General features: G+C 57.8%; 18 protein-coding genes and 1 pseudogene. 10 read left to right on the plus strand and 9 right to left on the minus strand.

Features of this window, described 5'->3' with window-relative positions; translation table 11 throughout:
* Nucleotides 1-90 precede the first annotated feature (90 nt).
* The 5 genes from WN982_RS40860 to WN982_RS40880 all read left to right on the plus strand — a co-directional run bounded on the left by WN982_RS40860 (nucleotide 91) and on the right by WN982_RS40880 (nucleotide 5705).
* Nucleotides 91-1362 (plus strand): aromatic ring-hydroxylating dioxygenase subunit alpha, encoded by a 1272-nt coding sequence (locus tag WN982_RS40860; RefSeq protein ID WP_341317616.1) that lies wholly within the window; start codon nucleotides 91-93, stop codon nucleotides 1360-1362.
* A 60-nt stretch (nucleotides 1363-1422) separates the two neighbouring features.
* On the plus strand, nucleotides 1423-2202 hold the full coding sequence (locus tag WN982_RS40865) for an SDR family NAD(P)-dependent oxidoreductase (RefSeq protein WP_341317617.1): 780 nt from the start codon (nucleotides 1423-1425) through the stop codon (nucleotides 2200-2202).
* 11 nt (nucleotides 2203-2213) lie between these two features.
* Nucleotides 2214-3179, plus strand: coding sequence for a PDR/VanB family oxidoreductase (locus tag WN982_RS40870; protein ID WP_341317618.1), 966 nt, complete (start codon nucleotides 2214-2216; stop codon nucleotides 3177-3179).
* A gap of 100 nt (nucleotides 3180-3279) precedes the next feature.
* Nucleotides 3280-4530: an MFS transporter gene (locus tag WN982_RS40875; RefSeq protein WP_341317619.1), complete on the plus strand. Its 1251-nt coding sequence runs from the start codon at nucleotides 3280-3282 to the stop codon at nucleotides 4528-4530.
* A gap of 89 nt (nucleotides 4531-4619) precedes the next feature.
* A complete protein-coding gene (locus tag WN982_RS40880) occupies nucleotides 4620-5705 on the plus strand; it encodes a porin (protein ID WP_341317620.1) in 1086 nt (361 codons plus the stop codon).
* Between the two features lie 290 nt (nucleotides 5706-5995).
* Here WN982_RS40880 and WN982_RS40885 read toward each other — a convergent pair.
* Together WN982_RS40885 and WN982_RS40890 are read right to left on the minus strand one after the other, a co-directional pair.
* Nucleotides 5996-6293, minus strand: a pseudogene (locus WN982_RS40885) (SOS response-associated peptidase family protein); the annotation flags it as partial.
* 458 nt (nucleotides 6294-6751) lie between these two features.
* Nucleotides 6752-7879 (minus strand): aldehyde dehydrogenase family protein, encoded by a 1128-nt coding sequence (locus WN982_RS40890; RefSeq protein ID WP_341317621.1) that lies wholly within the window; start codon nucleotides 7877-7879, stop codon nucleotides 6752-6754.
* Between the two features lie 341 nt (nucleotides 7880-8220).
* Here WN982_RS40890 and WN982_RS40895 point away from each other — a divergent pair, with 341 nt between their 5' ends.
* From WN982_RS40895 to WN982_RS40905, 3 genes are read left to right on the plus strand one after another with little or no spacing between them, the layout of a single operon-like run.
* Complete coding sequence (locus WN982_RS40895) at nucleotides 8221-8505, plus strand: hypothetical protein (protein ID WP_341317622.1); 285 nt, start codon at nucleotides 8221-8223, stop codon at nucleotides 8503-8505.
* Between the two features lie 26 nt (nucleotides 8506-8531).
* Nucleotides 8532-8882 (plus strand): hypothetical protein, encoded by a 351-nt coding sequence (locus WN982_RS40900; protein ID WP_341317623.1) that lies wholly within the window; start codon nucleotides 8532-8534, stop codon nucleotides 8880-8882.
* Nucleotides 8882-9100 carry a hypothetical protein gene (locus WN982_RS40905; protein ID WP_341317624.1) on the plus strand — a complete coding sequence of 73 codons (219 nt, stop codon included), beginning with the start codon at nucleotides 8882-8884 and terminating at the stop codon, nucleotides 9098-9100. Before WN982_RS40900 ends, WN982_RS40905 begins: the two co-directional genes overlap by 1 nt.
* 296 nt (nucleotides 9101-9396) lie before the next feature.
* Here WN982_RS40905 and WN982_RS40910 read toward each other — a convergent pair whose 3' ends face one another.
* Nucleotides 9397-9954, minus strand: a complete 558-nt coding sequence (locus WN982_RS40910; RefSeq protein ID WP_341317625.1) for a Uma2 family endonuclease — start codon at nucleotides 9952-9954, stop codon at nucleotides 9397-9399.
* Between the two features lie 587 nt (nucleotides 9955-10541).
* Here WN982_RS40910 and WN982_RS40915 point away from each other — a divergent pair.
* Entirely contained in the window at nucleotides 10542-10751 is a 210-nt protein-coding gene (locus WN982_RS40915) for a hypothetical protein (RefSeq protein WP_341317626.1), read from the plus strand.
* Between the two features lie 449 nt (nucleotides 10752-11200).
* Here the strand turns inward: WN982_RS40915 and WN982_RS40920 are convergent, their stop codons facing one another.
* The 4 genes from WN982_RS40920 to WN982_RS40935 all read right to left on the minus strand — a co-directional run bounded on the left by WN982_RS40920 (nucleotide 11201) and on the right by WN982_RS40935 (nucleotide 15371).
* Complete coding sequence (locus WN982_RS40920) at nucleotides 11201-11776, minus strand: hypothetical protein (RefSeq protein ID WP_341317627.1); 576 nt, start codon at nucleotides 11774-11776, stop codon at nucleotides 11201-11203.
* Nucleotides 11777-12407: 631 nt separating this feature from the next.
* Nucleotides 12408-12884 carry a MarR family winged helix-turn-helix transcriptional regulator gene (locus WN982_RS40925; RefSeq protein WP_341317628.1) on the minus strand — a complete coding sequence of 159 codons (477 nt, stop codon included), beginning with the start codon at nucleotides 12882-12884 and terminating at the stop codon, nucleotides 12408-12410.
* A 65-nt stretch (nucleotides 12885-12949) separates the two neighbouring features.
* A complete protein-coding gene (locus WN982_RS40930; protein WP_341317629.1) occupies nucleotides 12950-14086 on the minus strand; it encodes a hypothetical protein in 1137 nt (378 codons plus the stop codon).
* Nucleotides 14087-14543: 457 nt separating this feature from the next.
* Entirely contained in the window at nucleotides 14544-15371 is an 828-nt protein-coding gene (locus WN982_RS40935; protein WP_341317630.1) for a hypothetical protein, read from the minus strand.
* Between the two features lie 1525 nt (nucleotides 15372-16896).
* Between WN982_RS40935 and WN982_RS40940 the strand changes: the two genes are divergently transcribed.
* Nucleotides 16897-17898: a dienelactone hydrolase family protein gene (locus WN982_RS40940; RefSeq protein ID WP_341317631.1), complete on the plus strand. Its 1002-nt coding sequence runs from the start codon at nucleotides 16897-16899 to the stop codon at nucleotides 17896-17898.
* Nucleotides 17899-18181: 283 nt separating this feature from the next.
* Here WN982_RS40940 and WN982_RS40945 read toward each other — a convergent pair whose 3' ends face one another.
* A complete protein-coding gene (locus tag WN982_RS40945; RefSeq protein ID WP_341317632.1) occupies nucleotides 18182-18721 on the minus strand; it encodes a hypothetical protein in 540 nt (179 codons plus the stop codon).
* A gap of 219 nt (nucleotides 18722-18940) precedes the next feature.
* On the minus strand, nucleotides 18941-19753 hold the full coding sequence (locus WN982_RS40950) for a methyltransferase domain-containing protein (RefSeq protein WP_341317633.1): 813 nt from the start codon (nucleotides 19751-19753) through the stop codon (nucleotides 18941-18943).
* Between the last annotated feature and the right edge of the window lie 301 nt (nucleotides 19754-20054).

The following is a 20054-nucleotide window of genomic DNA, read 5'->3' on the forward strand; positions in this document are numbered from 1 at the left end:
CGGCGATGCTTGACTTCAAATTTCGTGTCCGTAGAATGAGAACACAGTCTCATCAGACGGACAACCCCACATACGATTTGGAGTTTGAGCATGGACAAGAACATGTCGGAAACGCTTGTGCGCACGGGTCCCGGCACAGCAATGGGTAACCTGATGCGGCGCTACTGGGTGCCGATTCTGCTGGTAAGCGAAATTGCGGAGCCAGACTGCCCGCCGGTGCGTGTGCAAATCCTAGGAGAAAAGTTGCTGGCGTTTCGGGATTCGGACGGCAATGCGGCGCTGATTGACGAATTCTGTTCGCATCGCGGTGTTTCGCTCTATTTCGGGCGCAACGAGGAGAACGGCATCCGCTGCTCGTATCACGGCCTCAAATTCGACCGAAATGGAAACTGCGTCGAGGTGCCGTCCGCGCCGCAAGCGTGCAAGCACATGAGCATCACGGCATACCCGTGTATCGAGCGCGCCGGCATTGTCTGGGCTTACATGGGCCCCAAAGACAAGCAACCGGCACCGCCGGACCTCGAATGGTGCAACCTGCCGGCGGACCACGTATTCGTTTCCAAACGTCTGCAAGAGTCCAACTATCTGCAGGCTATGGAAGGCGGTATCGACACGAGCCACGTCTCGTACGTGCACCGCTACGAAGTCGACGAAGACCCGATGCACCAAGGCACCAAAGCGCTCGAGTACATCAAGGCGGATGGGAACGTCATCTTCGAAATCGAGAAGCAGCCGTTCGGCCTCACTCTCTTCGGGCGGCGCAATGGCGAGCCCGATTCCTACTACTGGCGAATCACGCAGTACCTCTTCCCGTGGTACACGCTCATTCCGCCATTTGGCGACCACTCACTAGCAGGTCACGTCTGGGTACCGATTGACGACCACACCTGCTGGGCGTGGAGTATCAACTTCCGTCCGGACCGTCCGTTGTCCGAGGAAGAGATGAGCGACCTGAACGCAGGTAAGGGCATTCACTGCGAATACGAGCCGGGCACGTTCCGTCCGAGAGCGAACAAGGACAACGACTATCTGATTGACCGTCAGGCCCAAAAGGACAAGCGCGCATATTCGGGCGTCTTCGGCTTCGCGATGCAGGACGCGTCGCTGCAGGAAAGCATGGGCCCCATTCAGGACCACAGCAAAGAGAAGCTGTTGCCGACGGACCGCGCCATCGTAATGGCTCGACGCATGCTCTACGAAGCAGCTACCGCTTTGCAGGTTGACACCGACCCGCCCGCAATCGATGCAGACCAGCAGCGCGTGCGCGCGGCCGGCGCCTTGCTCCCGCGCGACCAGAAACCGCAAGAGTGGGCTGTCATCCATCTCTCGGATGGCAAGGGCCAGCCGATTTACTCCATCTGAGCGAGCTCATCGCTCATTATTCAACTCTGCATAAGGAGGCCGGCACCGCGCCGGCGTGAGATGCAAGGTTCAAGACTAAGAGACAGAGTCGCGTTGATTACGGGCGGCGGAGGCGGCATTGGTGCTTCCACCGCAGGTGTGTTCTGTGACGAAGGCGCTGCAGTCGTCCTCGTCGACGCAAATCCACAAGCGCTCGCGAACGTCGCAGACGACTTGCTCAGCCGGGATGCCGCAGCAAGGATTCAAACGTATGTCGCTGACGTGGCGAACGCCGACCAAGCTGTTGCAGCCGTCGAGATTGCCGAACGTGTGTTCGGCCGGCTTGACGTGCTCGTCAACAATGCCGCGATGCGTAACTACAGCGCGCTCGCCGACGCGACGCCGGAAGAATGGCAAAGCATGGTGTCAGTAAATCTAGTGGGCACCTCGAACTACTGCAGGGCTGCTTTGCCGTTGTTGCGTGCGGCGGGTTCGGCGAGCATCGTCAACGTATCGTCCTGCTACGCGGTCACCGGCCGCAAGGGCATGGGCCTCTACGATGCGACTAAGGCCGGCATGCTCGCTATGACTCGCACGCTTGCCTTCGAGGAGGCTGCACACGGTGTGCGTGCCAACGCAATATGCCCAGGCTCGACGCTGACTGATTTTCACGTCAATCGGGCGCAGGCTGCTGGAAAGAGTGTAGAGGTGCTCAAAACACAAAGGCAAGACACGTCGTTGTTAGAACGTTGGGCGTCTCCTGAGGAGGTCGCATGGCCGATTCTATGGCTTGCGAGCGATGAGGCATCGTTTATCACCGGCACCACGCTGATGGTCGACGGCGGCTTGTCGATTATGTGACGGTGGTGGCCATGAAGAATTCCACAATGATGGTGCGAGTTGCGCGGCGCAATATCGAGGCTGACGGCATCGTCAGTTTTGAATTCGCAAGTTTAGACGGTCGTGATTTGCCGGCGTTCGATGCTGGCTCACACATCGATGTCCACTTGCCAACGGGGCATGTGCGGCAGTATTCGCTTTGCAGCGCGCCCCACGAGCGTTCGCGTTATCAAATTGCCGTGTTACGCGAAGAGCAGTCGCGAGGTGGTTCGGCAGGTATGCACGACGCAGTTAGAGAAGGGGACGAACTGAGCGTCAGTATGCCTCGCAATCACTTCGCGCTCGCGTCCGTTCCTGCGAAGCACCTGATGTTGGCCGGGGGCATCGGGCTCACTCCGTTGCTTTGCATGGCACAGCACCTCGACCGTACCGGTAAAGATTTCGAACTGCACTACTGTGCACGCTCGCGTTCGCGTGCGGCTTTCCTCGAGCGGCTCGCGGACGCGTCTTGGGCTGAGCGCGTTCACTATCACTTCGACGACGAGGATGAGCACCAACGCCTTCGTCTTGATGCGCTGCTCAAGGATGCAACCCCGGACACGCATCTCTATGTCTGCGGGCCGCAAGGCTTCATGAACGCGGTGCTTGATGCGGCGCGTGCGAGCGGGTGGCCAGAGAGTCGAATGCATTACGAGTTCTTCTCGGCTCCTACCGTCGACACGTCGGCCGATGGCAGCTTTGAAGTATGCCTTGCACGCACTGGAAAGACTGTGACCATCCCCGCAGACCGCACGGTGACGCAGGCGCTCGCGGACGCTGGAGTTGACGTATCCGTTTCGTGCGAACAGGGCATTTGTGGAACCTGCCTTACCCGCGTTCTCGACGGCGAGCCGGAACATCGAGACCTGTTTCTATCTCCGGAAGAGCAGTCGCGAAACGACCAGTTCCTACCGTGCTGCTCGCGCTCGAAGTCCAGGAGACTTGTGCTGGACCTGTAACGCTGCAACCCCGCAACACACGCCCGGCGCGCCTTAAGTGCCGGATGTCAAAACGGAAGAAGAAAACGGGCGGCGTACGCACGCCCTGCATGGAGGAGTCGTGGGAAAAAACCTGACGTCATCGAGTGACGCATCGGGCGCGGACTGGGCCGCGTCAAGCGTCGGTGAAACGGCGGCGAGCCCCTACCGCTGGGTTGCTCTGTTCATCGTGTGGGCAGCATTTCTTCTCAGCTACGTCGACCGTGTCGCATGGAGCACGGTTGCAGCGCCTGTTGGCGCATCGCTCGGTATCAAGGTGTCGCTACTTGGTGCCTTTGTTACGGCGTTCTATGCGGGATACGTGGTGGCAAACATCATCGGAGGCATGCTGACCGATTTTCTCGGCGGTCGGGCCATGATGACGCTCGCCTTGCTTCCGCTGGGTGTCTTCACGTTCTTCTTTGGCGAGACGACCTCGTTGACGGTGGGCATTCTGATTCAACTGGCAATGGGCTTTGCAGCCGGAGCTGACTATTCGGCCGGGATGAAGGTGATTCCTGCGTGGTTCACGCGAGACCGCGGTCGAGCGATGGGCATTTACACCACGGCAACATCGCTCGCCGTGGTCCTAGCCAATGCAATCGTGCCCACTATTTCGGCGCAGTACGGCTGGGCCAGCGCGTTTCGCATGCTCGGCATTGCCACGTTCGCCTGGGGCATCGTCTCCCTTCTGTTTCTCAAGAATCGCCCGGTTGGCGAACGAGCTCCGGCTCGCAACAGTGCGAAAGAGATGCTTAGTCTCTTGCGTAATCGCAATCTGATATTTCTTTCCATTGCTGGTTGCGGCGGTCTCTGGGCGACTGTTGGCTTCGGCGCATGGGGAAATGCACTGATGACGCGGCAATACGGCATTTCTCCCGTCGTGGCTGGGTCGATTATCGCGTCTTTCGGCATCGGCGCGGTCGTTGCGAAACCCACACTCGGTTGGATTTCCGACCTGCCGGGAATCTCGCGTCGGCTCATGTCTATTTTGGTTCTGGTCGCGTTTGCCATCACTCTTGTGGTGTTTGGCATGTGCTCGACTGTCACGCAGTTTTATATCGTCGCTCCGGTCCTGGGCGCGTTTTCATATGGTTACCTACCGGTGCTTATGGCACAGGTGAGCGACGCATCCGGAAAACGTCTGGCTGGAGCGAGCGCTGGTTGGACAAACGCCATTTGGCAAATGGGTAGCGCTGTGTCTCCTCTGGCTGTCGGACACGTCTATGGCGGGACGCATTCAATCGTGCTTGCCGTTCTTACGCTTGCCATCGGGCCAGTCATCGGTCTTGTAGCGATGCTGTTCGTGAGCAAACGCATCGCACAGGTCTAATTCGGTCCGCGCGATTGGATGCAAATAGAAAAATCGATGTGTTGCTTTAATATTTCGTTAGTACCGCTACTCACAATAAGGAGACTAGCTTGAAATCGAATCACGGTACGCGACTGTTGAGGACAGTCCTCGCTGCAACGATATGCTCGTCGGCAACTATTGCAGCTCACGCTCAGTCCTCGGTAACGCTCTACGGCATTCTTGACTCTGGCGTCGAGTACGTGACCCATGCAGCCAAGCAAGGCTCCGGTAACCTGTTTCGTGTTAACACCGGCAATCGCATCAATTCTCGTTGGGGTTTCACTGGCAAGGAAGACCTTGGGGCAGGTCTGCGCTCGATATTCACGCTCGAATCGGGCTTCGCAACGAATAACGGTACCCTGCAGCAGGGAGGACGGTTGTTCGGCCGCCAAGCGTTCGTTGGCCTGGAGAGCGATCAGTTCGGTGCGGTGATGGCTGGCCGGCAGATGACGCCTATGTACCGCTTCTTCCTGGCGCTCGACCCTCTCAACTACTCCAGCTATGGCCTGTCGGCCCAGGATGCGCAGTTTGTTGGACGGGCCGATAACGCGCTCGAGTATCTGGGGCACGCCGGTCCGTTCGAGCTGAACGCGCTCTACAGTTTTGGCTACGATTCGACGATTGCGAATGGTGCCCAGCTGCCGGGAGAGTTCCGCGTTGGCAAGCAATTTGATATTGGTGGCCGGTATCGCCAGGGTCCATTTAACCTGACCTTCGTTTATGAGCAACGCCAAGGGACGAGTGTTGCCTCGTCCGGCGACAGCGAGCGGCGCTATCTCGCGGGCGGTTCGTGGACTATCGGCAATGCGACCCTGTACGCTGGATACGAACTCCTTCTGAACGACATTGCCGCTACGTTCGCGGCGTCACCGCCGCAGACCATGGCATTTGGAGGCCTTCGCTATAAGATAACACCAGCGTTTCAAGTTTCGGCGGGGTCGTACTATCATGCATTTCGGACGGTTTCGGCGCATGCCATCAGCTCAGGCGTCAACGCAGACTACCTGTTATCCAAGCGCACCACGCTGTACACGGATGTCACGTACGTCATCAACAGCGCGAAGTCTGCCTTGAGTGCGACAGGGTCGACCACCCCAGTCGCGACCGGCGCCAACCAACTCGCGGTGGTAGTCGGAATCGCGCATGCTTTCTGAGTTGTGCGGGGCCAGCAGGACTACGCGGGCTGCGCATGAGGGCCGGTGTTGCTGGCGCGTGTCCGCAGCCTACTGGCAGGGTGGCGCTCACGTAGCCTTGGTGGGCGGTGCGACCGCCGCGGCGCTCGGCGTGGTTGTCGGCACTGTTCGCATCGTCAAGACGCAAGGAGCGCAATAGACGCGTTGCTGCTGACAGCTCGTGATGGAACACCTTAAGGTGCGTCGCTGTAGGAAAGACGTTCAACGAAGATTGCCTGTCACTCAATAGGACCCGGAGCCGTATCTTTGCGTTAAGCAGCCAGTCGATGCTCGTAGTACGGCCGGTCGCTGTCATCAAGTACTGCGTACAAGGCCTCCAGGTCTGACGCATCCGGGTTTAACCATGCATCGACGTTTTCCGGCTTGTTAGGAATGATGCAGCGGTCATGGCCGGCAGCAGCAACCTCGTCTGGCGGCTCATCCGTTATCGCCGCAAACGACAGCAAGTCTGGTTCACCAGGTGCCGACCAGCGTGACCACAAACAGGCGACCTAGCATGTCATGGGGCGGACTCGGATTGAACTCGAGGACGACATTTTCGTCCTTTTCACTAGGGTCTGTTGACATTCAAAGCTTGCCGCACAACAGGGCCCAAGGCAGCGGGCCACGTCTTCACGTTGGGCGTAGCGGTCTTGCTTGTCGTGTCAATACTGCAATCGGTTGCGGTTGCCGCGACCCCGACCGTCGCCGCTCTGAAAATCGTTGCGCCAAACGCCAAGGAGAGCGCGCTGATCCCCGGGCTACACGCCGCAGCCAGCGACATCCTGTTATCGGACAGTCGATTGTGGGACGGAAATAAGCGATTGCTGGTCGAACATCTGGATACGGGCGAATCGGAACAGCGGGCTATGATCTTTGCGCCGCACCAATAGGAACCTCGCGCGCTCTGGGCAAAGAACCTAACAGCGGAGGAGCTGCGTATTCACCGTGATGGGGCGCGGTGCAATTACGTTGACCACGACTTCTTCGACGACTTCAACGCCGCTGCCGGCGAACTCTGGTGCGTATCAAGTAGCGGACAACTGAATCGCCTTGAGCTCGGTGAACTCCTCGATGCCGTAGATGCCCATTTCGCGACCGTTTCCTGACTGTTTGTAGCCGCCAAATGGGGCCAAGATGTTGAAGGCAGCTCCGTTGACGTCGACTTGGCCGGCTCGGACCTTCTTGGCGACGCTCATGGCCCGCGCTGGATCCGCAGACCAAACAGCTCCGGCGAGGCCGTACGCTGTTCCATTCGCGATCTTGATCGCAGTTTCCTCATCACCCTCAGGATAAGTGAGGATTGAAAGAACTGGTCCGAAGATTTCCTCCTGATCCAGAACGCTGCCAGGAACGACTCGACCGAAAATCGTCGGTTGACAGAAGTAGCCGTGGGCTACGGACGCAGGTTCTTCCAGTCCTCCGTACAGCAGGCAAGCTCCGGACTCAATGCCTTCCTGGATCAGTGAGCGTACCCGAACAAGCTGCGTCCGGGAGACCAGTGGCCCCATACGCGTAGCCCCATCGCTTGGATCGCCAAGCGTGAATTTCTGAGCCGCTTGAATGGCGAGCTGGCTGACTTCTTCATAGCGATTTTCCGGAACGATCAGTCGAGTCAGCGCAGTGCATGTCTGACCGGAATTCAAGAAACAGGAGCCGACAGTGGCTCGCACTGCGTTGGGGAAATCTGCATCATCAAGCAAGATCGAGGCCGATTTCCCGCCGAGCTCCAAGGCTACTCGCTTGACCGAATCGCTAGCCAGCTTACTAATAGCTTTTCCAGCGGCGGTGGAACCGGTGAAGGAGACCATGTCTACATCTGGATGAGAAACGAGATCCCGACCAACGGTCGCTCCGTACCCGCTGACCAGGTTGAATACTCCGCTAGGTAAGCCCGCTTCGTGAAAAGCCTCCGCCAGCATAAACGCATTCAATGGGGCAACTTCAGACGGTTTCAGTACCACAGTACAACCTGATGCGATCGCCGCGACTACTTTAGCGGCGATTTGATGGAGCGGATAATTCCACGGCGTAATGCAAGCAACCACCCCGATCGGCTCCCGAATCACCTTGGAATTTATTATGGATTTCTCTTCGAAGATCATTGGTAGCAAGTCGACAATAGTGTCAAATTGCTGCAAAGGCAAGGCACCCATGGCGAGGTCGTAAACGGGCGAGGCAGAACGGTGTTTGATGTTGGCTTTGCACGAGCGATTCGGAAGATTCTCGGAAGCTAATCGGCTTGAGCAGAACGATGTATTTCGATGTATTGATACATCGAAATGAAAAGCTACACGGAAGCCTTGTCACACAACGCTTCCGCGCCAGCAGGCTGCAAACTATGCGTCGCTAGGATATAGGTCCAGAGCGACGGGTGTACTGCTTCCGGAGCGGGCAGCGGGAGGGTCATTGGATTGCGCAAAAACCTGTATGGATGTACAGTATCCTGCGCGGATTTTCGTAGCTGCGAACGGACACTTTTTTCGGGAGAAGCTCCATGGATATGCGCGTTCGCAAGCCCGTCAGCCACCCGATGCCAGAAATTGCGGCGTTTGTCGCGGAACTGAAAGCGGCGTTTGGCGAACAGGAAATCGATGAGGCCATTCGCCGCGGCAAGGCGGGAGAGCCGACGTTTTATGCATGCGAAAATGGCCATACTGTCGGCACTGCTACGCTGGCGCAAACCAACGTCTGGCCTGTTGACCGGGCAGTGCGCGACCGTCATTACTGCGCCGGTTGCGACGGCTCCTGCGTGGGCACCACAAATTCCTGCCGTCCATAAAACCGCATGCAAATTGAGGAGAGGTCATGTTTCGATTTTTGGGCGTGGGCGCAATCCTGCTTGCAGCTGCTTCGACCGGAGTCGCAGGCGAACACTACGTCGAAATCTGGAATCCGCCTGAAGCCCGACTGGTGAAACCGCCGGTTAACGGCAAGCCCAAGCCTGGCAAAGCATCACTCCTCTCACACAGCACTTCCAAGGCTGAACCCCGCCGGGTCACAGACTCGATTGCGAAGGTATCCCCGAACAGACGCATGGGGGATCACCTGAAGAAACCCATGACGCCGCGCGCGACGGACCTCCCTCGCATCATGACGCCCGAGGGCAATGTGCTTCGCGTGACGGCTCGAGGAGCATCTGCAGAGGTCGTTCGCTGATGGAATCGCAAAGCTATCTGGGGTACAACGTGTGGGGCCACGCTATCTTGCAACAGGAGGATATCCTGTTGCCCGAACGGTACGCGGCGAGTGGCACGATTACTCGGCACAACAAGCTCGTTGAGGCGTCGGGTGTCCTCGGCTATTTTGATACCGAAGAACAAGCTAAGCATGCCGGACTTGACTGGGCACGAGCGTGGGTCGATAGCCATGGATGAGATAACGCCTCGCCGCCCACCGTGATGTACGCGTCTACCACGTCATCACCTCCTCTCTTTGCAACTCATCAGGCTCCTTTGCGAGGCATCTGAAAGATGCGTCGTCACTCTAAAAAGAGTCCCATCCATTGAATGGCTTGAATGTCCAAAGAGACTCTTCGAAGTAGAAAGAGTAAAGACATACTTAGCGAATCGAGTTTAGATATCGGTTGCTCAAGTTCGTCTGGTTGGAATGAAAAGTGACTGCATGCCTCGCTGAAGGGTGCGAAATATTCTGTTCCAGAACGCCAACCCCCTCAGCAACGAACAGGACGGTCCGCGGCCACGCCGCCGACGTCGAAGTACATGCGGTCCAGGGGGAGTGTTATCCCGAAAAACGAAGCTTGCCGCCGGCCCTTGCCACCCCAGAACTCAGTCTCTCCACGCTGGCGGATGATGATGACTTCGGCGGCACCGCCTTCCAGATAGGCCGCCACCCTCCGGTCGATGTCACAAATCCTGTCGCTATCGAGAAGCACTTCGACGCAGAGGTCGGGCACGAACGGGACCGGGTCGTCACGGTCAAAACCTTCCCACTTGTCGCACGGCATCCATACGACGTCCGGAACCCTGACGCCAAATGACCGGGTCGTAACGGCCACCGACATGGCGGCGAGATGACCCATCTGTTCAGTCAGGTGACAGTAGACATCTGTGAGCACTATCTGGCGCCTGGCAGACGGGGAAGGATTCAGAACCGCCTCGCCGAGTTCGTCGAGCTCATAGCGGTAACGCTCGACAAATTCTGTATTCGGAGTGACGCGACGCCAGGCTGCGAGCAGTTCGTAACGGTCCAGAAGAGCAGGCGTGGCCATAGTCATCTCGCGAGGAAGTCACCTAAGCGTAAACCCTCCCCGAGCGACTTGACAATTATTTTATTCTTGTGCGTCGCACAAATTTAGCTTTGGTAATCAGCGCAACCGGTGTACGATTTTTAGCATTGACCGCATCATCCGGTGCGCTTTATCCCTATGGTGCAGGCAATCAAGGTCAAATGCTCATCTGGTTTCTCAGATTCGTTGTGCAGCGCAATGGCAGGGTACGAAGACCGCAATTCGCGCCTCCCGCTCTGATGCTTTACGATGTCAAATAAGGCATTGACCGCCAGGGTGCACCACGAGCACCATGCGCTCGCTCGCAGAAGGGTTGTTAAACCCGAATATACGGACCCTGGGGGCGCCGAGCCAGGTAAGCCGTAATTTTTTGGCGTACGAGCCTCGGATGCAAGCGCTGGCGCTATCTGTACCTGCCCGGATGTTATGCGTCCCTCCCAGGTAAAGACATCAAAAAGCTCCTTCGGGTGGCTAACGGGTCCCTCCGCCAACATAGGACGGCCACAGGGAAAGCCGTGAGCCAGGTCCGTGCGGCACGAGCCGTATCGGCTGAAGAAAGGAAGTCCAACATGAAACTTGACGACGCCACTTTCCGGCGACTGCGCCGTCTCGCTCCGGTCCTCGACGACTTGCTGAACGCAGGAGAGGTAGAGCATGCGGACCAGGCTGTACATCTTGCTGCACTGGCGCAACTCTGCTCGCACCTGTTCGACGCGTATCAGCGTCAGCACCCTGATGAGACGGCGCAGGCGCGCCTCGACGCTATCGAGTCGCAGTAGCGCTGGCCGTCCTGGTTGCAAGGTCCGTTCGTTAATCGACACCGGAATCAACAGATGTGCTGATTTTGCCCCTGTGCATCAGGCATGCCTGCACGGCACGATAAACGAAAGTCAAACATGAGCCGGGCGATTCAGACTGGCAGAAGGATTCGAGACGGGCGCTCCGCTTAACGGTTCAGAGCTGCGCGCGAAAACGCGTTCATCACACTGCGCTATTGAAGCGTCAGCGCCACCTTTCTGAGTCCCCCGCGCCTTTGGCATTTCCAGGAAGAACTTGTGAGAAAGGACGTCCATACATGAGATTGGCCCGAGCTCCTTCATTGAACTGCCCTCGCAGATGCGTAGACATGCAACTGGAGTACGAACGTCGAATCTTACGAAGGACTCGAAAAAGGGCTTCGATAACGCGCGGCGCGTTCGGCTGTCCGGTTGTGCCATCCCAATAATGCTCAATTGTCTTCGGCCGGTCCCAATTTGAATCCAGCCGCCGGTACCGGTATCACATCGGCCGCAGGGGTGAACGTCACGGTATCGACCCCAAAGAAGGCACCTCTACCGTCGTGAATCTGGACCGTGGCAATCGGGTTGCCCGAGGAGGTGACGGACACCAACGTATTAACGGCATTGGCGGGCGCAATCGCCTGCCCAACCAGGGCACCCGAAGCGTCATAGGCGTAGATGCCGACATTGACCCCGGCGCCCTCCGAGAGGTAGGCCGACACCGATTGAACGTTGCCAGTGATGGCGGGGTTCAAGGTGAACGTCATCAGGCCAAGTGGCGAGTAGACTATGTTCGGCGGGGTGTTGGCAGGCCAAGGGTTAGCTGCGGCAGCTAAAGCTGCGGCAGCAAAAGCGGTCGCGCCAGAAACCAGCACCCCAAGATTCTCGTACTGGTTTGTAACAGCGGTTCCCGTTTGAAACTCATCGAAAGTCAGCGTGATTGTCCTAGCCAGCGCGCTCGACGCTGCACCCAGCCCCATCAAAAGTGACAGCGCACCCAGTAGGGAAAAAAGAGGTCTGCGCACGGCAGTACTCCTTCGTGGAAAATGGCTTCGGCGGGGTAACAACCGGCTTAGCACGGCGTGCCGTGTCACGCGCTTCTCCCGATGGACCAAAGGACAAGCAAACGCACAGGCGTGCTGCCTCTGCGCTTCGGGAGCCGTAGAGACAAGCGCATGCGTGCGCTGGAGATGGCGCGCTGTAGGGCGCTACTGACGGGGTATCGAGAGTGTGTGCTGGAAGCAAGTGTCCATAGTCGCCGCTTAGTCTTAGTTCACTACACCGCCCCCGGACACGGCAAGGCCCACGACGAAGTGAGCAGTAATCCTATTTATTTATCAATAAACGATAGCCAGGCATTCGACGGATTTCAATCTGCTACTGGGAAACCACTATGCTTAAGTTGGCAATGAAAATGTAGCTGAAATTTCATACGATATAAGGAAGCCGTGGCGTCCCGTTTCCTTCGTCTGACTCATGGCGTATCTGTTCAAGGTTCGCGACGGCAAGCTGTCGCTTTTCCGCGAGTAGCACGACACGGCGGCGCACCTACTTGCCGTGCACGATGTCGAGGGCGCGTTGGCGCAGCACAGACCCCACCCACGCTTGGGGACGCGAGGCTCCCGTGGCCTTGACGCCAGACTCGACGATTGGGTTTCAGGCCTGCCTGGCAAGGGCGATCATGACCTCTCGCCAAGCCTTCTGGTCCGACGATGACATCTTGCCCAAGGCTGACTCCATGGCTGCCCGCTCGAAATCTGAAGCGGTGCGTTCCATACGCGCGCCTTTCGGCGTCAGCCGGAGCAGCTTGACCCGATGTTCGATCGCATCCCTTTGCGCGACAACATAGCCGTTCTCCTGCAGATACTTCATGGGACGGTGAAGCGCCTGCTTGCTGATGCCAAGTGTTTCGAGCAATCCACCCACCGAGATGCCGTCGGCACGCGCAAGGACGTAGAGGATACGATGGTGAACGCGAGACAGGCCGTGCTTTTCAAGATAGCGGTCGGCTTGCAACACCAGTCCACGGAAGGCGAAGTGCATCAGCACCAACGCGCCGTCGAGAGGATGAAGCTCGCGCATGCCAGCCCTTTCCACCGCCGGCAGTTCGAAAGCAGGGTTGCCCTTGTCCATGAATACGTCCCATCTGCTGGACGCCGGCGGTATCGCTCACCATTGAGCGATACCCCACGCAGTTTTTAGTCTTCGTAGTTAAGCGTCGCGGGATTGGTGTTCCTGAAGATCAAGTAGAACGGTTGCTGAAGTGCGCCACCAGAGGAGTTGGCCGGCACGATGACGTCGCACAGCTTGGTCGTGGGGCTGCAACGCCGCACCTGACCAGCAGTCGTGACATCGCCTCCAGTGATGGGGATGAAGAGATTCCCCCCCGGCCCGAAGATGATGGCCTGTGCATAGGCCCTTTTGCCGCCGCTAGCAACAGGAGGCGCCAATACGAGCTTGCCGAGAAGGGCGCCGGTGTGGCCATTAAGTTTGAGGATTTTATCGCTATCGCGGGCATTGGCACGGAAGCTCGTGACCCACAGGTTGCCTGCGCTATCGAACACCAACCCCTCGGGGCGATGCAAGTCCGGAACACTGGTGTTCGAGGCGAACACGTCAAAAAATTTGAATTTGCCGGTGCTGGCATCGGCGCGAAAACGCAAAATATATCCGGTCAGCGCGTTGTAGAGCGGGTCCTTCGCGTCGAGGCAGCCAACCGATGAGACATACAGCAGACCGTCCGGCCCGAAGACCAGACCGCGCGGATGAAACTCGGCAGTGAATGCCTGTCGGTCCAGATTGCCCAGAAAGGCGCCCGCCGCGTCATATTCCTTCACGTTGCCTTGATTGGCACAATTGCTATTCTGGGCACCGATATCGGCCACGTAGAAGCCATTGTCTGTCCCTCCGCGCACGATGCCGCGCGGCGCGTAGGGTGCGTTTCGGTCGGTCGAGGCGACCAGCTTGCCGACAAAGGTGCCGGTCGCGCCGTCGAATTGCAGAACCTCGCCGGGTTTGCCAGTGTTCACGTTCTGGTTGACGAGTACGAGTTGCCCGCCCGTAAAAATCATTCCCATGGGGCCGTTCAGCCCGGCACTTCGCTCAGGGATGAAGGCACCCAGAAAGGTCCCATTCGAGGCATCGAAATGCTTGACAGAACTGTCCCCGACGTCGCCCACGAACAGTTCCTGCGCCTGTGCGACTTGGCCGACCGACAACGCACTTAACCCCAACGTTGCGGACAACAGGATGGAGCGCAGCACATTTCGATAAGTTAACCGATGTTTTGGCTGCAGGAAGCCGCAGCGCGAAGATACGAGAGAACGTGCAATCATTTTGATGCCTCCATTCAATACGTTGTTTACTGCGTGTGACGGCAAAAATGTCGCGGTAAGTGTGGCGTCGGCTGCCTAAGGTGTTCTATCCGCCGTTTGCCGGTGTCGACGAAACCGAATCATGGTTCATTGCGGAGCCGGCCGCACCGGCACTCTCGCCACCCCCGCATCCCGCCAATGCCGCTGTAACCAATATCGCGATTGTCAATGCCTGCAATGCTCTGTTGACGAGCGGGACCGAGTCATTCATGGCGACCTCCAACGAGGGGCGAAACCGACGAGGTATTCATCGCTATCGAGAAAACGCAGGTGGCCACGGAGGTGCCTGCTGTGAACATTGAGCAACACCGAGCGCGGCCATTGAGCACCGAAGGAGGAAGCTTCCATGACGGGCCTCTTCAGAGGCAGTGCCTATAGCACACAATGGGGCGGCGCTGCTCGGTGCCGCCTAACTCCGCTACTTCGCGAGCGGGTGTAAATCAACCAGCTCCGCAGGGAAGCTATCCAGGGCGACTCGACTGTTTTGATTGGTCGAGACAGCGAGAAGGCCAGTCTGGCTGACGGTGCACACACCCAGGGTGCCCTGTGGCACCCCAATGAGATTTGAGTAATAAGGGGTTAACGGTCCTCTTGCTTGCGCCCGGAAGGCTGCGTACGTTAGGAGGCCAAATGAGGCTACCAAATCCACCCACAAGCTATTGGGAGCCGTAATGTACGTGATATCGAGGAATGAGTTGCCCAGACACACCCCAGAAGCTGTTGCGCCGAGGGGGTTAGGACGAAAACCGAACAGAACCGAGTTGTTAAGAAGTTGTTGTTTGAAGTTATCCGGGGGCGGGAACTGCCCGTTAACGAGCGTCAGCGGAATGACCCAAGTATTTGCATTCTTAGTGTAGAGCAGCACGCGCACCGAGACGTTACCACTGCCGTCGTTAAGCGGCTGCACAATTGCCTTACTATTCATTGTGTCGATGGTCGTGCCAAAATTGAAGAAGGGGCTTTCCAACCCGGCATAGTCGATTGTGGCCACCAAGGGCGCTGGGGTTGGTGCGTTATGTAACGTCGCGAAACGGGAAAACCAGTCAGCAAAATTTGCTGCGGGCGGGAGTTGGCCAAAGGACTGACCCTGGGCGTGCAGCCAAGCCCCAATCGGGTAGATGGTCGCGGTCCCATCAGCGCGGGCTCGACGTGGCAGCAGACTCAAACCACCAAGCGCTGCACCAGCGGCAACTCCACCTGCGGCCTTGAGCCAGCCGCGACGGGAAGGTAAGAGAGAATGTGTCATTTCAGCGTCTCCTATGGTTCTACGGGAAGGCTATCCGGATGCCGTAATTGCTGTCGCCTACTCTCGGCATCCGGTGAATGCCATTGCAATCGATGTGACAATTGCGGATGCCTGCAATACTTTCCTGACGAATGGGACCAAATCGTGTGGCTATCGAAGAAAACGCAGATGGCCTAGCCTGCGTGTTCCCTAGCGGAAGCCGCGCAAGGCGATGGCTCGCGTGAACGGAGCCGACGTGTTTGCCGTTGGTACGTCTCAACTTACGGGCAACGCGCGAGGAAACGGTCGAGGTTCTGCTCGGCGCTCCTGCCGTCGCGATGCGATACTGCACTGCGCGCATTGCTGCAACCAATTCGTGCCAACTCCTGCTGCCATACGCGTTTTCATGTTCACTCCTTGATTGCGAGCAAGCATTCATCCGGAGCGTTTCGGTGAAGCCGGTGGCGATAAATCCGCCAATCCGAATAAGCCAAACGCTCCCCTCCATCCTCATAGAGATGGGGAGAAATCCATCGAATCGGTCGTCTGTTGGGAACGCGGAGCAATGTCTCTGCTTCAATGAGAGATTGCCGTGGCCGGAACCAACGTTATAGGAAGGAGTACTGCATCACTAAGCCAGTGCTTGGCGGTTTAGTGCTAACAGGCAGGTGCTAAGCGTTGCACAGAAGTCTGCCGGTGGTGACTTTTTGAGTCAGCAACCGCATTAGAATTGGGTTGCATGATGTGTTATAGGCGGGCGTTGAGGCGAATACAAGATAGCGGCGATAAGGCTCTAGCTAGAGGCTGCGAGCCTGGTGAGGAGCGGACCGCAAGGCAACGTGCGCGGCTTCGGGGGTCATTAGACCGCCGGCTTGTAACCGCAATGTCATGACGAACTCCAGCCTGCACAATTCCGCTGAAAGAGGGTGCATGTGTTGATTTTCATCTGAGCATTACCGTTCAAAACCCGCCTCATTTATCAAGCTACCTTTCACGCTTCAAGCAGCTGTTGGCTTAAGCGACGTCATGGGGGGCGCAGGCGCCCAGGAGTTTCGCTTATACCACTGACGACAATTCAGGGCTTCCTCGCAGATGCGAGCACGCATGGCATCGGCACTTGAAACTCACCATTGTTGAGATACGCGGCAGCACTTTCCGACACGGCTTGCTCAATCGAAGCAAAGGCTTCCTGCGATTGAGCTTTCAGGATTGCAGCTATGCGCACACCGCCGCGCGCAAGGTTGTTTCCGGTGCGCGAATACGCCCTGTCTGGCCAACTTCCTCAACGCGTGGCACCTGGAACTTTGGCTCGAGAGGCTGCTTGCAAACAGCTGCCCACCACTTCGAAAACTGGCGTGCTGTTCTTGCCGTTTCGATGTGCTCATCCACTATCGGGGCAACACATAGTCCAAGGTGGCTTAGGACGGGCGAGGCACTAATGTGCGTCCGGATTCTCTTCTCGGGAATCGCCCTATGGAAATTGCCGGATGATGCACTAGCCTGCTTCAATCACGTCCCCAAATAACATGATGAAAAGGACATCGCCATGCTGACATGCGAAAGGTGTAGTACATATTTCCGTCACGTCGTTCCCGTCGTGCTCCTCATCCTCGTGGCCGGTCTCTCGCGTATTGCCCACGCGCAAGTTGCGCGGATGGAGGTCATTCCGTTCCAATCCACCACGCTGACCGACGAGGAGTTCCTGGTCGGCGGCAAGGTGGGAAAGCCCGTCACCATAGCCGGTGAACTGCGACTGCCGCGCGGGGGCGCGGAGCGATTCCCAGTCGTTGTTCTGCTCCACGGCTCTGGCGGCATATCGAGCTATGTGACCGACTGGGAGCAGGATTTGCTCGCGATGGGAGTCGCCACGTTTGTCATCGACAGTTTTGCGAGTCGTGGCATAGTCAGCACCAACAACGACCCCTCTCAGCTCGGGCGGTTTGCGCAGGTCGAGGATGCCTACCGTGCGCTTGAAGTGCTGGAAAAGCACCCGCGCATCGAGCCCGCCAAGATAATGCTGATGGGGTTCTCCCGGGGCGGTCACGCCACACTCTATGCGAGCCTCCGACGATTCCACCGGGCGCATGGCCCGGCGTCCGGGCGCGAGTTCGCCATGTACATTGCGTTCTACCCAACTTGCAATATCACCTATCGAGACGATGATGACCTTGTCGCCAAGCCGGTGCGAATCTTTCATGGAAGCGCGGACAATTACGTCCCTGTTGCGCCGTGTCGCGATTACGTGAATCGTCTGCGAGCAAAGGGGAACGATGTCCAGCTCACCGAATACCCCGGCGCCCAGCATGTCTTTGATTGGAAGGCGCTCGTGGAGCCGCTGAAGCTACCGAAAGCGCAAACGACACGGAACTGTCAACTCTCGGAGGCGGCAAATGGAGAAATCTTCAATACGAAGACAAATCAGCCTTTTACTTACCAAGACCCCTGTGTCGAGCGCGGCGCGACCATGGCGTACAACCAGGAGGCGTCGACAAAAGCCCGGGCGGCGATAAAGGAACTCGTGACCGCTACCGGCGCCAAGTCGCCTTGATGCTGCCGAAATTCGCGCGAAGGACGGCATCCCGGTCAGCGCGGGAACACTGTATGTCTGTCCGCCGCAATTCAGCTGTCCAACCGGCGATAGGCGCTCCAGCGACCCACGAGCCTTTGTTTGTCCCGCGCCTGCCCCAGCGCAAGCCGAAGTTGTGGTGCACGTTCGCGTAGGAAGGATTGAGCTCGAGACATCGCGCATAGCTACACACCTGAGAGCCTGTGGCCGTGCATAACCAAGGAGTTATCCGGCTTGAAAATCAAGGCTTCGTTGGCTTGCGTAGCTAGGGTTGGCTTATTTCCCCATCCAAAATCCATTGGCGCTCGCTATCGGATAGCCGGTTGATTCTGAGTGTGCCAGCGCCCTTTAATCCTTTGAATTTTCCAGTCGCTCCACTGACTTCCCAAAGGCCGGTGAAGACGGAACGTTCTTCGTTACCTCTGCTTGATAGGGATACCTGACGCAACTGTGTTTCGAGGTAGATGATGTCGCCGGGGCTGCGAGAGATGACGAGATAGCCGGTCCCTCGACCATTGGTTTCCGGTCCCAAAGTAACTTCGTGCAATCCCCAGTCCTGGACCGTCGCGCCGCGCAGCAGTCCCTCGCCCACCACCTTGCCCGAACGCCGCACGAGCGCGACATATCGATTGCTGCCATCCGCAAACTCCAGTTTTGTGTACTCATTCGGCTGGCCCGGTTCGCCCTTCTTCACGTCAAACCTGAATTCGGCTGTAAAAGGTTCCGCGGAAGCCGGCAGGCTCGTCGATAACCAGCACGCTCCCGCCGTCCCGAGGACTACCGCAAATTTCTGGAAATGTCTCACGCCTTTCTCCTGTGGAGTTTCGCCAGGCGGTGGAAATGGTATCGAAGTGCAGTAGGTAAGGTCCCGGGCGATATGGTGCGGCGCCACGTAACAAAGCCTCATCGTACGTAAGCAGTTCGAGCCCGCGGCTGCTAACTGGGAGCAATAAGGGCGTTGTGCAAGTCCACTGTGCTCAGGCAGGATGTCCCGGATTGCGGACAGAAACGACATGACGACCGTTCAGGGTTTCCTCGCTGAGGCGAGCACACACGGCATCGGTACTCGAACCTCTCCGTCGCTTTGATACGCGGCCGCGTCTTCGGACACTGACTTTTGAATCAAAGCCAAGGCCTCCGGCGACTGAGCTTTCAAAATTGCGGCGATGCGCACGCCGCCGCGCATCAGCAGGTCGAAAGGCGTTTCCGGCATGCGGATACACAACGTCTGGCTGATTTCCTGGACGTGTGGCTCGTCGAATCCCGCTGCGACCAATACGCGTTCACATTCGTGCAAGTCGCCGAACCGGAAGAATGGAGGTCCCGGAGGCAGCGAAACATCCAGTCGGCCGTGCGCCTCGATTGCCTTGAGCACCATCGCGAATCCGACGGCTTTGTCCGGAGTCGCCCACACAGTGAAGCCGATCCTGCCGCCGGGGCGGAGCACCCGAAACGTCTCGGCGAGTGCATTCTCCGGATGCGCAAAGTGCAACATCCCAAAGCTGATGCCAACGGCGTCGAAACTCTCGTCGGGAAAAGGCAGGTCTTCCGCGCTGCCAATACGGAACGTGAGCTCGGGATACATGCGCCCGGCCTGTTCGACCATCGCCTCCGCGAAATCGACACCGACAGCATTGGCGCCGCGTTGCGCGGCCGCGGCAGCGAGATAGCCAGGACCCGATGCGACGTCCAGGAAGCGGACCCCGGGGCGGACTTCCAGTGCATCGAGCAGGGCGCTATTGGATTGCGTGGTCAGGTTGCCGAAATATGCATGGTAGGGCTGCGCGACCTTCTCCCAGCCTTGGTGCTCGAAAGCACTGAAATCGTCTTGTTCCATTTCAGCTTCTCCACGCTTCGTCGTGCTCGCACTAAGCGATGCCAGACCGGCATGTTGTGCCCGGTCGTCTTCAGGGTGAAAGTCAGACGTCCCGTCGAGGGGCCGCGACGGGTCCGCACATCACACTCTGTTATAGGTCTCCAGCGTTGGAGTTCAACGAACATTCAATGCAGCGTCTGGACGCTGTGCAGCGGTGACCAGCTCTGCCACATTTGCGCTGCGGCGAACGGATATTGATGTTCTGCACGGCTGGCAACACAGGCGAATTGCAAGTGTTGGCTTCGCGTGGGCAACCATGATT

It is taken from the genome of Paraburkholderia sp. IMGN_8 (assembly GCF_038050405.1).
In the GTDB taxonomy this organism is placed as follows: domain Bacteria; phylum Pseudomonadota; class Gammaproteobacteria; order Burkholderiales; family Burkholderiaceae; genus Paraburkholderia.

Bases quoted from the DNA above. Each gene is read 5' to 3' on its own strand.
- WN982_RS40860 (WP_341317616.1), top strand. From the start codon at position 91: ATGGACAAGAACATGTCGGAAACGCTTGTGCGCACGGGTCCCGGCACA.
- WN982_RS40865 (WP_341317617.1), top strand. From the start codon at position 1,423: ATGCAAGGTTCAAGACTAAGAGACAGAGTCGCGTTGATTACGGGCGGC.
- WN982_RS40870 (WP_341317618.1), top strand. From the start codon at position 2,214: ATGAAGAATTCCACAATGATGGTGCGAGTTGCGCGGCGCAATATCGAG.
- WN982_RS40890 (WP_341317621.1), bottom strand. From the start codon at position 7,879: ATGGGTGCCTTGCCTTTGCAGCAATTTGACACTATTGTCGACTTGCTA.
- WN982_RS40895 (WP_341317622.1), top strand. From the start codon at position 8,221: ATGGATATGCGCGTTCGCAAGCCCGTCAGCCACCCGATGCCAGAAATT.
- WN982_RS40900 (WP_341317623.1), top strand. From the start codon at position 8,532: ATGTTTCGATTTTTGGGCGTGGGCGCAATCCTGCTTGCAGCTGCTTCG.
- WN982_RS40905 (WP_341317624.1), top strand. From the start codon at position 8,882: ATGGAATCGCAAAGCTATCTGGGGTACAACGTGTGGGGCCACGCTATC.
- WN982_RS40910 (WP_341317625.1), bottom strand. From the start codon at position 9,954: ATGGCCACGCCTGCTCTTCTGGACCGTTACGAACTGCTCGCAGCCTGG.
- WN982_RS40915 (WP_341317626.1), top strand. From the start codon at position 10,542: ATGAAACTTGACGACGCCACTTTCCGGCGACTGCGCCGTCTCGCTCCG.
- WN982_RS40925 (WP_341317628.1), bottom strand. From the start codon at position 12,884: ATGGACAAGGGCAACCCTGCTTTCGAACTGCCGGCGGTGGAAAGGGCT.
- WN982_RS40930 (WP_341317629.1), bottom strand. From the start codon at position 14,086: ATGATTGCACGTTCTCTCGTATCTTCGCGCTGCGGCTTCCTGCAGCCA.
- WN982_RS40935 (WP_341317630.1), bottom strand. From the start codon at position 15,371: ATGACACATTCTCTCTTACCTTCCCGTCGCGGCTGGCTCAAGGCCGCA.
- WN982_RS40940 (WP_341317631.1), top strand. From the start codon at position 16,897: ATGCTGACATGCGAAAGGTGTAGTACATATTTCCGTCACGTCGTTCCC.
- WN982_RS40950 (WP_341317633.1), bottom strand. From the start codon at position 19,753: ATGGAACAAGACGATTTCAGTGCTTTCGAGCACCAAGGCTGGGAGAAG.